The organism is Curtobacterium sp. MCPF17_050 (assembly GCF_003224435.2).
In the GTDB taxonomy this organism is placed as follows: Bacteria; Actinomycetota; Actinomycetes; order Actinomycetales; family Microbacteriaceae; genus Curtobacterium.
Genome location: NZ_CP126250.1, coordinates 2,532,639 through 2,547,168, shown reverse-complemented (window position 1 = coordinate 2,547,168; position 14,530 = coordinate 2,532,639). Strand labels below are relative to the sequence as shown.

Sequence of the window (14,530 nt, the reverse complement as noted above, 5' to 3'; positions counted from 1 at the left end):
GGGGCTTCGTCGTCCGCGGAGCCCCGGGCGCTTCCCGACCGCACGGTACAGTCAGCGCGTGCAGCGACGATCAGCGGTGGTGACGGCCGGCGTGCTCGCGGCGGGCCTCGTGCTCGGCGGCGGTGCCACGGCGGGTGCGGTGACGACCGAGGCGTACATCGGCCCCGGTCCGCACGCGGTGTCCCGTGTCGCGGACGCCGGACAGCGGGCGACCACGATCGGCGTGGACGGCGTCACCCTCCGGGACGACGGGAAGGCCCTCGCCGCGGCACCCGACGGCCTGGCGCGTCTCGCCCGCACGGCACACGCGGCCGGTGCCCGGTCGGAGCTGCTCGTGAGCAACTTCTCGGAGACCCTGGGCGACTTCTCGCCCGAGACGGGCACGGCCCTGCTCGCCGACGCGACGAACCGCGACCGCGTGGCCCGCGCGCTCGCCCGGACGGCGCAGCGCGACGGCTTCGACGGCGTGCAGATCGACCTCGAGTCCCTGCGGGAGCAGGACCGACCGGGCCTCGTCGCGTTCATCGACGCGGTACGGGCGGCGGTCCGCGAGCGACTGGGCCCGAGCGCGAGGACGTCCATCGCCGTGATGGCCTCGACGGACCGGGCGGGCTACCGCGACACCGGCTACGACCTGCGGGAGATCGCCCGCCGTGTCGACCGGGTCGTGCTCATGACCTACGACCAGCACGGGCCGTGGAGCGGTCCGGGGACGATCGGTGCCCTCCCGTGGACGCGGCAGGTCGTCCGGGCGGCGCAGTCCGCCGGCGTCCCGCGCGGTCACATCGACCTGGGCGTCGCCGGGTACGGGTACGTGTGGGGACCCGGAGCCGTGGACCGCTCGTTGACCGTGGCACATGCGGCCCGGCTGGCGGGGGACCGGGCACGGTGGTCGGCGCGCAACGGCGAGTGGTCGGCGACGCTGGCGGACGGTCGGGAGCTGCACTGGTCCGACGCCCGCTCCTACCGGGTGCGCCAGGACCTGGCCCGCAAGCTCTCGCTGCACGGCGTCGCGATGTGGTCCCTGGACTCCATGCCGCTGCCCAAGGACCGTCCGCGCAACCGGTGACACATCCTCCGCTGGCTGTCATCGCGCCGGGGTAGCATCGCCGCACATCGACCCCGTGGCGAGGAGACCTGCGTGCCGGACCTGACCCACCGAACCGTCCCGATCGACGTGATCCAGGAAGCCGGGGCGGCCATCGCCTCGTCGGTCGCGACCGTGGTGGACGGCAAGCCCGACGCGATCCGCACGGCCCTCACCGTCATGCTCGCCGAGGGCCACCTGCTCGTCGAGGACGTCCCCGGCGTCGGCAAGACCGTGCTCGCGAAGGCGCTCGGGGCGTCCGTCGGGGGGTCGGTCAACCGCATCCAGTTCACGTCCGACATGCTCCCGTCCGACGTCACCGGCGTGAACATCTACGACCAGTCGTCCGGCACCTTCCGGTTCTCACCCGGGCCGGTCTTCGCGAACGTCGTCATCGGCGACGAGATCAACCGCACCAGTCCGAAGACCCAGTCGGCCCTGCTCGAGGCCATGGCGGAGTCGCAGGTGACCGTCGACGGCGTCACCCGGCCGCTCGAGTCCCCGTTCATGATCGTCGCCACGCAGAACCCGGTCGACATGGAGGGCACCTACCCACTGCCCGAGGCACAGCGGGACCGCTTCATGGCCCGCATCGCGATGGGGTACCCGAGCGCCGGGGCGGAACGGCGGATGCTGTCGGCCCGGGGGGCGCACGACCCGCTCGGCGACCTGCACCCGGTCGTCGACGTCGACACCCTGCGGTCGATGATCGCCGCCGTCCGCACCGTGCACGTCGCCGCGGACGTCGAGGCGTACATCGTCGAGATCGTCCGCGTCACCCGCACGCACCCCGACCTGCTGCTCGGCGCGAGCCCCCGTGCGACCCTGCACCTGGCGCAGGCCGCCCGCGCCGCCGCGGCCCTCGCTGGACGCCCGTTCGTCACCCCGGACGACGTCGCGGCGCTCGCGCCGGTGGTCCTCGCCCACCGACTCGTCCCGGTCGCCCGCGGACTCGGGGGCGCGGCAGAGGACACCGCCCGCGAGATCGTCGTCCGCATCGTCGCCGACACCGCGGTGCCCTTCACCGCCACGCCCGTCCGGTCCTGATGGCGGACCAGCGTCCCCTCGCCGGGCGGCTCGCGCGTCGCACCGGCGCGACGCGCTCGGTGCTGTCCCGGTACGGACGGCGGGGGCTCGGGATGCTGCGGCGCACGCCGTTCCCCCGCCCGACGCTCCGCGGCTGGACCGTGACGGTGGCCGGCATCGGCCTCGTCCTCGCCGGACTGGCGACGTCGATGAGCGTCGCCGTGACCGCCGGGCTGCTCCTCGTCGTCCTCGTCGTGCTCGGCGTCGTGACCGCACTCGCCGTGGCGGCGCCGCTCCGGGCCTCCCGGTCGGCACCTCGCGCGGTCGTGCAGGTCGGCGAGGTCTACCGGGAGCGGGTGACGCTCCGCGGCTCCGGCATGCGGTTCGCACCACGGTCGATGCTGCTCGTCACCGAGCAGCTCGACGACCTGTTCGTCAGCACGGCGGAGCCGACGTCGCTCCTGGCCGTCGGGCCGGCGACGCCGCCGGCCGTGCTCGACGTCGAGGCCCTCGCGATCTCCCGGGGGCGCGGCCTGGTCGGGCCGGTGACGGTGCGTGTCGAGGACCCCTTCGGCCTGCTGCGGATCGACCGGCCCGTCGTGTCCGCGGAGGAGGTCGTCGTCGTGCCCGGGTCCGTCCCGCTCGCGACGCTCGACTCCGCTGCCCTCGCCGGGGCCGTGTCCGCCGACGAGGGGCGGGTCGGGCAGGGCGGGTCCGCCGACGACAGCGAACTGCGCCCCTACCGGCCCGGCGACCCGATCCGCCGGGTGCACTGGGGGCAGAGCGCCAAGCGGGGCGGCCTGCACGTGCGCCAGACCACCCAGGCCCAGCCGCCCGAGGCGGTCGTCGCGCTGGACGTGCGACGCGAGTCGTACCAGCAGCTCGGTCGGGACGACCTGGCCGAACTCGCCGACCTCGGTGGCGACCAGGCCTTCGAGCACGCCGTCGTGGTGGCGGCCAGCGTCGCCCGGGCGCTGTCGGCGCGGACCTCGCGCGTGGCCCTCGTGACCGACGGACCCGGCGGGGACGTCCGGCACAGCGGCGACGCCGGCGGGCTGTCCGAGGTCCTCGTCGGGCTCGCGGACGTCTCCGTGCGGAGCGGTGCCCGTGACGTGCCCGAGGTGCTGCACGGCGTCCGGGGCCGGGACGTGCACGGGATGACGGCCGTGGTGACGGGACACTGCACCCTCGACCAGGCCGCACAGCTCGTCTACGCCACGAACGGGTCGAGCCGGGGCCTGCTCGTCACGGTGGTGCCGCCGGACCCGGCCGTGCGGGGCGTCCTCGACCGGGCCGGATGGCGTGTCCTCGTCGTCCCGGTGCCGGGCAGCGCGACGGCGGGACGCACCCGGTGACCGCCGACCCGACCGCGGACGGACAGCACGCATGACCGCCACCACCCCGAGCCGACCGCGGCCCCACGTCGACGTCCGCGAGGTCCTCGCCCGCGACGACCGCCTGCCGGACCGTCCCGACGCCCGCGTCGTCGCACTGGCCCCGGTGCCGGTGCTCGTCGCCGCCCTCGCGATCCGTCCGCTCGTGCAGGGGACCGCGTGGTGGGTGTCCGGCGTGCTCGTCACCGCCGTGCTCGTCGCCGTCGTGCTCGCGTTCCGGTCCCGCCCGCGCGGCGCCCGCTTCGTCGCGCTCGTCGCCACGCTCATCGTCACCTCGTGCGGGGTCGCGCTCCTCAACGGCTCGGCACCGCTCAGCTGGCTCGACCAGAGCGGTGCGCTCGGACAGACGCTCGCGGCCATCCGGCTCAACCCCGCGCCGCTGCCGCAGACCGACGCGATCCGCCTGGTCGTCACCGTCGCGATCGCGTGGGTCGCCGGCGCGTCGCTGTTCCTGGCCGCGATCGCCCCGACGGCGGCGCTCGCTGCCGTGCCCGCGCTCGTGATCCTGCTCGTGCCGGGGATCATCACGGGGGAGACCCCGTCCGCGTGGATCGTGGTCCTCACCGCGCTCGCCTTCCTCGCGCTCCTCTGGACCTCCGTCCGTCCGGTGCAGCGGGTGCTCCCGGCCGCCGTGGTCGGTGCGATGGGGCTCGTCGTCGCGGTCGGGCTGCCGACCCTCGTGCCGCTCGACTCGGGGTGGCTCTCCGGCGTCACCGGCTCGGTCCGCTCGCCGATCCAGCCGGGCCGTCCGGGGACGCTGCTCGAGCTCGGGCAGGACCTCCGCCGCCCGAGCGAGCTCGAGGTGTTCCGGTACCGGTCGGCCGACGGGCAGCCGCAGTACCTGAAGCTCGCCGACCTCGACGAGTTCGGGACCGGGGACTGGGTCCCGACCGTGACGGACGCCAGCACCGCCGACACCGCCGACCAGTCCCGGTGGGCGGTCGGCGTGAACCCGCGGCTCGCCGGCCGCACCGACGTGACGGTCCGCATCACCGGGCTGTCGAGCAACTACCTGCCCCTGCCGGCCGGAGCGATGTCGGTCGAGTCACAGTCGACCAACCTGGACCTCACCCAGTGGCGCTGGTCAGGCGACACGAACACAGTCCGGTCCGCCGGGCCGGCGACCGCGCGCGGCGCCACGTACGAGGCGTACGGCGCATCGGTGTCGGCGAACGCCTACCTCGACGCCGTGGCCGCGTCGGGGCGGCTCGGCCAGGCGGACGGCCGCGGCTTCCGCACCCCGTCCGCGGCGCAGCTCCGGACCGACACCGCGCTCCCCGACGACCTGCCGGCGGTGATCGCCGACACCGCCGCCCGGGTCGAGGGGTCGACGACGGGCGACTACGAGCGGGCACGTGCGCTCGAGCAGTGGTTCCGCAGCGGGCTGTTCGAGTACTCGGAGACGGCCCCCGTCGAGCGCGGGTACGACGGCGACAGCATGGACGTCGTCGCGACCTTCCTGCGGGAGCGATCGGGCTACTGCGTGCACTTCGCCTCCGCGATGGCGGTCATGGCCCGCACGCTCGGCATCCCGTCCCGCATCGCGGTGGGGTACCGGGCCGGAGGCGCGAAGGAGGACGGCGAGTTCACGGTGTCGAACCGGCAGCTGCACTCGTGGCCGGAGCTGTACATCCGCGGGGCCGGCTGGGTCGCGTTCGAGCCAACACCGGCGTCGGACGCCGCCGCGCAGGCCGAGTCCACCCCGACGTCGACGCCGTCGGCCGCCCCCTCCGAGACGCCGCTGCCCGCTCCGGGCGAGACCACCGCGCCCTCGGCCTCACCGAGCGCCGAGCCGAGTGCGGGGGCCGGGGCGGACGCAACCGGCGGGACGGGCGGTGGGGGAGCCTCCCGGGCCTGGGGCGTGCTCGTCGGACTGCTCGTCGCACTCGTGCTCCTCGTCGCGCCGGGCCTGCTGCGGGCGGTCCGTCGTCGCCGTCGGACGGCCGCGGTGTCCGCCGGCCGCGACCCGGCCGTGACCGCGTGGCGGGAACTCCTCGACGACCTCGACGACCACGGGTTCGCCCCGGTGTCCGCGCCGCCGGGCGACGCCGCCGCCGCCGCGCGGACGGCACGGGCGGTGCTCGGACGGCTCCGTGCGACCGTCCCGTCCGCGGTGGTCCCGCACCTGGAGACGGTCGTCGACGCGGTCGACCGGGAACGGTACGCGGCGGGTGGTGCGGCCGACCCGCAGGTGCTCGTGACGGCACTCCGGGAGGCCCGGACCGTGCTGGACGCGGCCGTGGCCCGCCGGCAGGTGCTGCGGTCGCGGCTGCTCCCGCCGAGCCTGCTGCCCTCGTCGGCGTGGACACACGGAAGACCGGTCAACGCGGCCGGATGACCGTCTCGACGAGGGCGGCGACCACGTCGCCCGGGTTGGCGTCGTCGAGCGCGGGGGCGTCGAACACGGTCCCGGAGTTGGCCGCGACGAGCAGCGTGGCGAAGGTGTCGAGCGGCATGCCGGGGTCGAGCTCCGGGTGCGCGGCGAACCACCGGTGGACGAGTTCGCGGACGCCGTCGTGCAGGTGTCGACGCTGTCGGACGAACTCGGGCATGAACTCGGGGTGGCGGATCGCGTAGCCCCGCAGTTCGGAGAGCAGGGCGAACTGGGTGCTCTGGTCGTGCCGGCCGAACGCGGCGCGGACGACGTCCCCGACGTCCGCGGCCTCGATGTCGACCCGGACGAGCTCCTGCAGCGATCGGAGCACGAGGTTCGTGGCCCGTTGCATGACCTGCCCGACCAGGTCCTCCTTCGACGAGAAGTTCGAGTAGACGGCGCCCTTGCTGAACCCGGCGGCGGCGGCGATGTCGTCGAGCCGGGCCTCGTGCACGCCCTGCTCGGCGAAGGCCCGGGCGCCGGCGGTGAGCAGGCGCTCCCGGACCTCGGCGCGTGGCGTGCGCGGGACCGACCTCGTGCGGTCGGGGCCGGTGGTGTGCGGTTCGGGTGCGTCGGTCATCGGATCCTGTTCCGGGACTCTGCTGGTCGGTGGCGGGGCACCGCCGGTGGTGACGGCGGTGCGTGCGGGCCGGGGAGCCGCGCCGTGCGTCGGTCGCCGCGCGGGCGGCAGCCCCTCGTGCCCGCAACGTCCCGGACGGGACCGCCGTCTTCGGGTCACGTCGGTGCGACGACCGGGTGTGCGGCCGGGTCGATACCCGGCGGTCTCGAGTGTACGACGGCGCCGCCGCGGATCCCAGTGCCGGTCTCAGTCCCCGGCGGGGTCCGCGGGATGCGGCGCTTCGCCGTCGGTGTGCACGCTGCCCGCGCCGGCTCGTCGACCGGGACGGCGGAGCAGCCGGACGGCCTCAGGGCGGACGAACCGACGACCACGCCCGCGCCCGCGGCGCAGCAGGGAGGCCAGCCGGGACTGCGGCTGCCAGTCGCGACCGTTCGGCAGGCCCCACCCGCGCCGGACCGCGCCCCACCGGAGGACGAGCGAGAGCAGGATCGCGACCAGGATGCCGATCGACGGCGAGCCGAGGTACGAGGCGACCACCATCACGGCGGACGCGGCGACCGCAACCGTCGCGTACAGGGCGTTCCCGCCGAAGACGGCCGGCACACGGCGCAGGAGCATGTCGCGCATGGCCCCGCCCCCCACCGCGGTGACGGTGCCCATGATGATCGCGGCGGGCCACTCTAGTCCGGCGTCGAAGGTCCGCTGCACGCCGACCACCGCCCAGAACCCGATGACGGCGGCGTCGAGCACGGTGAAGAGCCGGTCCCAGGTGCGTTCGGAGAAGGACACGAAGAACGCCGCGAGGGCGCCGGCGACCGCGACCGGCAGGTAGAGCGGGTCGGTCAGGGCGACGGGCGGCCCGTTCTGCAGCAGGACGTCCCGCAGCAGCCCACCGCCGAGGCCGGACACGAAGCCGACCACGAGGAACCCGAACAGGTCGAAGTCCATCGTCCGCGCGATCGACCCGCCGAGCAGCGCGGACGCGAAGACCCCGGTGAGGTCGAGCACGTTCGTCACGGCGGCGAGGCCGTCCACGGTCAGCACGTTCATGGAGACCATCCAACCGCAGGTGCGCCGCCCACCGGACGGAGAGGGGGTGCCCTCCGCCGTTTCCCTGGAGGCGGAGGACACCCGCACCGCGGGGTCTCGACGGACGGAACCACCGTCCGGCGACCCGGCGCGATGCATCGCGATGCGACGGGAGCAGCGTACCGCGGCGCGGTGCGGAAACCGACCCGGGGACCCCGGGACGGCGACCGGCGGACCCGGGACCGCGCCTCCTGGCCGAGCAGACGGGACGGGCCCTCCCACCGGTCGGTGGGAGGGCCCGTCGGACGTGGCCGGGAGGCCCGTCAGCGGTCGGCGTGCACCGTCGCGTCGTGCGCGGCCCGCTTGCGGCGGGCGAGCACCAGGGCGGTCACGCCCGCGAGGAGCAGGAGCACCGCGGCGAGTGCGGGACCTGCGACCCCGGCGCCCGTGTAGGCCAGCGGTCCACCGTCGGCGTCGTCGGAGCCGCCACCGGCGATCGGCACCGCGACGAGGCCGCCGTCCGGGTCGGTCGGGACGGGTACGGCCGGCGTGGTCGGGTCCGCGGGGACCGTCGGGTCGGTGCCGGGGACCGGCACCGGCTCCTCACCGGGTGCCGGGGCGACGAGCACCGGCACGGTCACGGCCAGCGTGATCCGCTGTCCGCTCGGCAGCTCGACGACGAGGGGCTCGTCCGAGGTCTCGACCGCGGCGGCCGCGGGGCGTGCGCGCTCGGTCGGGGTGGTGGGCTCGCCCGGCGTCGCGGCGCCGGGCTCCGGGACGGTGAAGGTCAGCGAGGCGCGGCCCTGCTCGTCGGTCGTGTCGACCACCGTGGTGTCGATCGGGGCGGACGCGAGTTCCGTGCCGCCGGCCGACACCGAGACCGTGCCGCTCTGGTCACCGGCGTTGCTGAAGACGAGCGACGAGAGGTCGACGGTCACCTCGTCGCCGGGCTGGAAGCCGCCCTCGGGTTCGGGCGTCGTGGTGACGCCGACGGCGCGCTGGTCGACCGCGACCTCGACGGCCGGGTGGGCCTGGAAGTACTCGACCTGGGCCTCCAGGTCGACCTTGCCGCTGTCCTGCTTGACCGCGGCCTGCTTGAAGGCGCCGAAGTTGTCGCCGCCACCGGCGAGGAAGGAGTTGACCGTCACCTTGTAGATGGTGTCGGCGTCGATCGGGTCCCCGTCGAGGGTCATCGAGGTGATCCGCGACCCTGCCGCAGCCTGCGCGTCGTAGGTGTACGAGAACCCCTCGGACGCGCCCAGCTTGAGGAACGGACGGCTCGCGGTCGTCGGCTGCCACTGCTGTTCGAGTGCCTGCCGGATCTGCTCGCCCGTCAGGTCGAGGACGACGAGGGTGTTGGCGAACGACTGGACGGCCGCCGCCTCCTTGTACGTCACGGCGCCCGCGGCGATGTCGTCGCGGAGTCCGCCGGGGTTCATGAACGCGATCTGCGAGCCCTGACGCTGGGTCTGGGCACGCTGGACCTCGGCGACGAAGTTCCCGAGCAGCGACTCGCCACCGCGGTTCTCGGAGCCGTTCGTCTGCACGGCGCGTTCGAGGTCACGGTCGACGGTACCGAGCTCCACGGCACCGAGCTCGTCGGCCTCCGCCACGGCGGCGTCCACCGTGGCCTGCACCGCGGCGCTCTTCGGGTACGCGCCCTCGTCGACGAGCTTCAGGTTCTCCGCCTTCGTCGCCGTCACGGTGCCGTCCGCGGCGACCGTGAGCTGCACGTGACCGAGGTTGAAGCCGTACGACCCGGTCTGGATGACCGGGCGGGTGGCGGTGCCGTCCCCGACCGGCACCTGGTGCACGTAGGTCTGGTGCGTGTGCGCGGACAGGATCGCGGAGACCTCCGGGCTCACGCCGCGCACCGCGCGGGCGAAGTCGGAGGCGCCGTCGAGGTCGGTCGCCGCGCTGGACTCCGCGCCGTCGTGCACGAGGAGCACGAGGACGTCGGCTTCGTCGTTGGACGGGTCGCCGTCCGTGAGCTGCGTCGCGACCTTGTTCACCTCGGTCGTGATGTCACCCATCTCGAGCCCCGTGATGCCGTCGGGGCTGACGAGGCCCTGGCCGACCAGGTCGACGGTGGCACCGATGAAGCCGACCCGCTTGCCGCTGATCTCCTGGATCGAGTACGGGTCGAACGCGGGCTCGCCGGTCGCGCTGTCGAGGATGTTCGCGGAGACGTAGTCCCACTGCGCGTTGCGCGCACCGTCGGCACCGATCACGCGGTCGCGGAGGTCGGCCTGGCCCTTGTCGAGTTCGTGGTTCCCGATGGCGCTGACCGACAGGTCCATCTGGTTGAGGACGTCGATCGTGGGCTGGTCCTGCTGGATGAAGGACTCGAACGTCGAACCGCCGATGTTGTCACCCGAGCTGACGAAGGCGGACGTCGACCGGTCGGGGCCGCGGAGCTGGTCGAGGGCGCCGGCCAGGGTCGCAGCGCCGGCGGCGTCCCCGTCGCGCGGGGTCGGCTTGCCCGCCGTCTGCGAGATCGACCGCACGATGCGGCCGTGGAAGTCGTTGACGTTGTACAGGTCGATCGTGGTGTCACCGGCGGCGGCCACGGTGACGGGTGCGGTCGCGCCGGCGGGGACCTCGGCCGCGGTGGCCGGAGCGCCCAGGGCGACGAGGACGCCCGCGGTGGCGAGGGCGGTACCGGCGACGATGCCGCGCCTCCGCCTGGGAGTGGGTTCGGGGAAGTGGGACGGGCTCATCGGTGTGAGGACTCCTGGTGTGGTGGTTCTGCCCCCGGGTGGGGGACGCGACCTCACGAACCTACGAGGACCCACAGCCGACACGCCAGGACGGCGTCGCCTCCGTAACACGGTGTTCAACTGCGGGGCACGACCCGCCCCGTACGACCGCGGTCGTCAGTCGCGGCCGAGGGCGCCCTTCGCCCGCTCGACGACCTCCGCCGCCATCGCCTTCGCGGAGTCCTTCACCACGTCGAACTCGACCGGGTCGCCCTTGAGCAGGCTCTTCGCGGTGTTGACGGCGTACTCCGCGGTGATGTGCGGCGGCAGCGGGGGCACGCTCCGGCTGACGTACGCGTCGATGAGGGTCACGCCCTGGTGCGCGAACGCCCGCTCGACGGCCGCGTCGACCTCGTCGTCGCTGTGCACCGCGATGCCCTGGAACCCGAGCAGTTCGGCGTACCCGGCGTAGTCCATCGTCTCGACGTCCTGCGAGCCGCGCCACATCGGGTTGCCGTCCTCGGTGCGCATCTCCCACGAGACCTGGCCGAGGTCGTCGTTGTGCATCACCACGATGACGAGCTGCTTGTCCTCCCACCGGTCCATGTACTTCTTCACGGTGATGAGCTCGTTCATGCCGAGCATCTGGAACGCGCCGTCACCGATCGTGCACACGGCCGGGCGGTCCGGGAATGCGAACTTCGCGGTGACGGCGTACGGCATCGCGGCGAGCATCGTCGCGAGCCGACCGGACATGTCCCCGTGCATGCCGCGGCGGAGCCGGATGTGGTGGCCGTACCAGTCGGCGGTGGTGCCGGCGTCGCAGGTGACCGTCACGCCCTCCGGCAGCCGCTCGTTGACGGCGTGGATCACCAGGCGCGGGTTGACGCCGTCGCTGTACGACACCTCGGCCTGGCGGCCCATCTCGGCCTCCCACTCGCGCATCTCGTCGGCGAGCTGCTCCTGCCATCCCAGGTCGGTCTTCTGCTCGAGGAGCGGGAGCACGGCGTCGAGCGTGGCCCCGACGTCGCCCCACATGTTGAGTTCGTTCGGGTAGCGCAGGCCGAGCTGCTCCGGCTTGATGTCGACCTGGATCCCGCGCGCCTGCCCCACCGCGGGCAGGTACTCGCCGTACGGGTAGTTCGTGCCGAGGAGCACGATCGTGTCGCACTCCTTGATCTGCGTCAGGCTGGGGCGGGAGCCGAGGAGCCCGACCTGCTGCGTGTGGTACGGCACGTCGGACGGCACGACGTCCTTGCCGCGAAGCGCCGTGATGATGCCGGCGCCGGCCTTCTCGGCGGCCGCGAGGACCTGGTCCGTCGCACCTCGGGCACCGGCGCCGACCAGGAAGGTCACCTTCTCCCCGGCGTTGATGATGTCCGCCATCTTCCGGATGTCCTCCGCCGGCGGTGTGATGCGCGTCGACGCGGGGACGTCGCTCGACCGGGACACCCAGTGCTCCGCGCCGGGCTCCGACCACGTCATCGCCTGCACGTCGTGGGGGAGCACGACCACGGCGGGTTGCTTGCGGAGCATCGCGGTGCGGAACGCGGTGTCGATGACGACCCCGGCGGCGTCCGGCGATGCGATCGTCTGCACGTAGCACGCGACGTCGGCGAACACGCGCTCGAGGTTCGACTCCTGCTGCGTGAATGTGCCGACCGCGGCGAGACCCTGCTGCCCGACGATCGCGACGACCGGCTGGTTGTCCATCTGGGCGTCGTACAGGCCGTTGAGCATGTGGAACGCACCGGGGCTCGAGGTCGCGATGCAGACGCCGACCTCGCCGGTGAACTTCGCGTGCGCGGTCGCCATGAGCGCGGCGATCTCCTCGTGCGTGGGGCGGATGTACTCGACGCCCTCGCCCTTGCCGTCGGCCTTGCCGAGCGCGCCGTCGAACTCGCCGATGCCGTCGCCCGGGTAGCCGTACACCCGGGTCACGCCCCAGGCCTTGATCCGGTCGAGGACGAACTCACTCACGTTCTGGCTCATGGGACCAGGGTGCTCGCGGTGTGTCCGTGCGTTCCCAGCACCCGGTCACCGGACGGGAGGCCCGGGTCACGCGACCGACGTCGGTCCCGCGATCCGGGCCTCCCGTCCGGCTGCGACGCCGCTACTCGGCGGCGATGAGCGGCCGGAGCGTCCGGTGGGCGATCCGGAGACCTTCGAGGACCTTCACGTCCTCGCCGCCCCAGAGCGGGTCCTCGTGCTCGACGGACAGCGTGCCGTCGAACCCGGCCTCGTAGAGCCGGTCGACCACGCGGGGCCAGTCGACGACCCCGCGGCCGGGGACCCGGAACCGCCACCAGCCCATCTCCCACGGGTCCTCGCCCTTGTCGACCTTGCCGAAGAAGCCGTACTCGTTCCGCCTGCCGGGGAAGAGCTCGACGTCCTTCGCCTGCGCGTGCACGATGTGCTCGGCGAACGGCAGGATCGTCTCGACCGGGTCGATGCCGATCCAGGTGAGGTGCGACGGGTCCCAGTTCAGCCCGAAGCCGAGTCCGGTGACCCACTCCCAGAGCTCGGGCGAGTACGCGATGTTGCCCGGGTAGCCGTCCGGGTGCCAGCCCTCCATGACGCAGTTCTCGATGACGAGCCGCACCCCGCGCTCGCCGGCGTAGTCGACGAGCTCGGGCAGGACGCGGTCGCCCTCGGCCATGTTCTCGCGCACCGACTTCGTCATGTCGCGGCCGACGAAGGTACCGACGTACGGCACGCCGAGCAGCTGCGCGGCGTCGACCGCGTGCCTGAGGTGGGTGCGGACCTCCTCGCGGCGGGCGGGGTCCTGGTGCAGGTTGTTCTCGTAGTAGGCCAGCGCGCTGATCTCGAGGCCGGTGCGGTCGAGCAACTCCCGGGTCGCCCGTGCGTCCTCGTCGGTGAAGGTGGCGACGGGCAGGTGCGCCGCCTCGAAGTCGCGTCCGCCGGTGCCGGGCCAGACGGCGACCTCGAGCCGCTCGTAGCCCTCGGCACTCGCGAACTCCGCGATGTGTGCCAGGTCCCACCCGGGCAGGCACGCGGTCAGCATCCCCAGCTTCATCGGATCTCCCTCCAGGCGGCGTCGCCGGCGCTGGCGACCACGGTGTCGATGATGCGCGCCGAGCGGGCCCCGTCCGCGAAGGTCGGCAGACCCTCCGGTGCGGCACCGGTCGTGACGGCGGTGTAGGTGTCGGCGACGAACGCGGCGAACGCGTCGACGTAGCCCTGCGGGTGTCCGGACGGCACGACCGCCAGACGCCGCTGGTCGGGCGAGCCCTGGGACGGGTCCCGGACGACGATCTGCGCCCCGGTCTCGTTGCCGAACCAGGCGGTCTCGGGCTGCTCCTGGTCGAACGCGGCCGACCCGAGCGTGCCGTCGACCTCGAACCACAGGCGGTTCTTCCGGCCAGCGGACACCTGCGAGATGACGACGTTGCCGATGCGCCCGGCGCCGGTGCGGAACGTCGCGACCGCGGTGTCCTCGGTCGTCACCTCGGCCCGTTCGGCAGCGTCGGCGATCGGGTCGGGGTCGGGTGTGCCGGAGAACGACATGCCTGAGGCAGCCGGACGGGTCGGGTGGACGATGTCGGTGACGGCGCTGACCGAGGCGAACTGCTCACCGGTGACGAACTCGACGAGGTCGCACCAGTGCGAGCCGATGTCGGCGAAGGCCCGGGAGAGCCCCCCGGCGCCGGAGTCGACCCGCCATGAGGACGCGTCCGAGTCGAGCATCCAGTCCTGCAGGTAGTGGCCGTGCACGGCGAGGACGCGGCCGAGCTCCCCGGCGCCGATGCGCGAGCGGATCTCCCGCACCATCGGGTGGTAGCGGTACACGAACGGGACCGTCGCGACGACCCCGGCGTCGGCGGCGGCCTGCTCGAGTTCGGCGGCCTGCGCGGCGGACACGGCGAGCGGCTTCTCGCACACGACGTTGATGCCCGCGCGGACGAGCGCGAGCGTCTGGGGGTGGTGCTGGTCGTTCGGCGTGCAGACGTGCACGACGTCGGGGCGGTCGGCGATCACCGCGTCCAGGTCGTCGTAGCCGCGGTCGAGCCCGAGCTGCGCGGCGACCTGTGCGGAGCGCTCCCGGTTCCGGCCGAGGACACCCAGCACCTCGGCGCCGGCGGCGCGCGCGGCACGGACGTGCACGGCCGCGATCATCCCGGTGCCGACCACGGCGACCCGGAGACGCCCGCCCTGCCGGGACGCGGACCGCGGCGGCCCGGCCAGCTGCTGGTCCACGTCGGGTGCGTGGACGGTGCCCTCTGTCGTCATGGTGCTCCCTCGCGCCGTGTCGACGCTCCTGTGCGTCGGCACCACCGTAGCGGGCGGACCCGGCCGTGTTCGGGAGCCGGTGAGTACGGT

10 protein-coding genes are annotated in these 14,530 nt (G+C 73.7%); 4 read left to right on the top strand and 6 right to left on the bottom strand.

Features of this window, described 5'->3' with window-relative positions:
• Positions 1-58 precede the first annotated feature (58 nt).
• The 4 genes from DEJ34_RS12110 (at position 59) to DEJ34_RS12095 (ending at position 5,845) form a co-directional block, all read left to right on the top strand.
• Complete coding sequence (locus DEJ34_RS12110) at positions 59-1,069, top strand: glycosyl hydrolase family 18 protein (RefSeq protein ID WP_181422285.1); 1,011 nt, start codon at positions 59-61, stop codon at positions 1,067-1,069.
• A gap of 72 nt (positions 1,070-1,141) precedes the next feature.
• Positions 1,142-2,134 carry an AAA family ATPase gene (locus tag DEJ34_RS12105; RefSeq protein WP_181422284.1) on the top strand — a complete coding sequence of 331 codons (993 nt, stop codon included), beginning with the start codon at positions 1,142-1,144 and terminating at the stop codon, positions 2,132-2,134.
• Positions 2,134-3,468: a DUF58 domain-containing protein gene (locus DEJ34_RS12100; protein ID WP_110911863.1), complete on the top strand. Its 1,335-nt coding sequence runs from the start codon at positions 2,134-2,136 to the stop codon at positions 3,466-3,468. Before DEJ34_RS12105 ends, DEJ34_RS12100 begins: the two co-directional genes overlap by 1 nt.
• Positions 3,469-3,499: 31 nt before the next feature.
• Positions 3,500-5,845 (top strand): transglutaminase TgpA family protein, encoded by a 2,346-nt coding sequence (locus tag DEJ34_RS12095; RefSeq protein WP_110911862.1) that lies wholly within the window; start codon positions 3,500-3,502, stop codon positions 5,843-5,845.
• Here DEJ34_RS12095 and DEJ34_RS12090 read toward each other — a convergent pair.
• The 6 genes from DEJ34_RS12090 to DEJ34_RS12065 all read right to left on the bottom strand — a co-directional run bounded on the left by DEJ34_RS12090 (position 5,829) and on the right by DEJ34_RS12065 (position 14,440).
• Positions 5,829-6,461 (bottom strand): TetR/AcrR family transcriptional regulator, encoded by a 633-nt coding sequence (locus DEJ34_RS12090; protein WP_146236950.1) that lies wholly within the window; start codon positions 6,459-6,461, stop codon positions 5,829-5,831. The two genes, DEJ34_RS12095 and DEJ34_RS12090, sit on opposite strands and share 17 nt — an antisense overlap.
• 246 nt (positions 6,462-6,707) lie before the next feature.
• Positions 6,708-7,511, bottom strand: a complete 804-nt coding sequence (locus tag DEJ34_RS12085; protein ID WP_110891068.1) for a trimeric intracellular cation channel family protein — start codon at positions 7,509-7,511, stop codon at positions 6,708-6,710.
• Positions 7,512-7,813: 302 nt separating this feature from the next.
• A complete protein-coding gene (locus DEJ34_RS12080; protein ID WP_110911861.1) occupies positions 7,814-10,210 on the bottom strand; it encodes a bifunctional metallophosphatase/5'-nucleotidase in 2,397 nt (798 codons plus the stop codon).
• Positions 10,211-10,366: 156 nt separating this feature from the next.
• Positions 10,367-12,181: a thiamine pyrophosphate-requiring protein gene (locus DEJ34_RS12075; RefSeq protein ID WP_110911860.1), complete on the bottom strand. Its 1,815-nt coding sequence runs from the start codon at positions 12,179-12,181 to the stop codon at positions 10,367-10,369.
• A gap of 121 nt (positions 12,182-12,302) precedes the next feature.
• Positions 12,303-13,226: a sugar phosphate isomerase/epimerase family protein gene (locus DEJ34_RS12070; RefSeq protein WP_110891031.1), complete on the bottom strand. Its 924-nt coding sequence runs from the start codon at positions 13,224-13,226 to the stop codon at positions 12,303-12,305.
• Entirely contained in the window at positions 13,223-14,440 is a 1,218-nt protein-coding gene (locus DEJ34_RS12065) for a Gfo/Idh/MocA family protein (protein ID WP_110911859.1), read from the bottom strand. The genes DEJ34_RS12070 and DEJ34_RS12065 overlap by 4 nt, the downstream gene beginning before the upstream one ends.
• Positions 14,441-14,530: the final 90 nt, after the last annotated feature.

Excerpts from the sequence above, each read along its gene's own strand:
- DEJ34_RS12100 (WP_110911863.1), top strand. The coding sequence starts at position 2,134 with ATGGCGGACCAGCGTCCCCTCGCCGGGCGGCTCGCGCGTCGCACCGGC.
- DEJ34_RS12095 (WP_110911862.1), top strand. The coding sequence starts at position 3,500 with ATGACCGCCACCACCCCGAGCCGACCGCGGCCCCACGTCGACGTCCGC.
- DEJ34_RS12090 (WP_146236950.1), bottom strand. The coding sequence starts at position 6,461 with ATGACCGACGCACCCGAACCGCACACCACCGGCCCCGACCGCACGAGG.
- DEJ34_RS12085 (WP_110891068.1), bottom strand. The coding sequence starts at position 7,511 with ATGAACGTGCTGACCGTGGACGGCCTCGCCGCCGTGACGAACGTGCTC.
- DEJ34_RS12080 (WP_110911861.1), bottom strand. The coding sequence starts at position 10,210 with ATGAGCCCGTCCCACTTCCCCGAACCCACTCCCAGGCGGAGGCGCGGC.
- DEJ34_RS12075 (WP_110911860.1), bottom strand. The coding sequence starts at position 12,181 with ATGAGCCAGAACGTGAGTGAGTTCGTCCTCGACCGGATCAAGGCCTGG.
- DEJ34_RS12070 (WP_110891031.1), bottom strand. The coding sequence starts at position 13,226 with ATGAAGCTGGGGATGCTGACCGCGTGCCTGCCCGGGTGGGACCTGGCA.
- DEJ34_RS12065 (WP_110911859.1), bottom strand. The coding sequence starts at position 14,440 with ATGACGACAGAGGGCACCGTCCACGCACCCGACGTGGACCAGCAGCTG.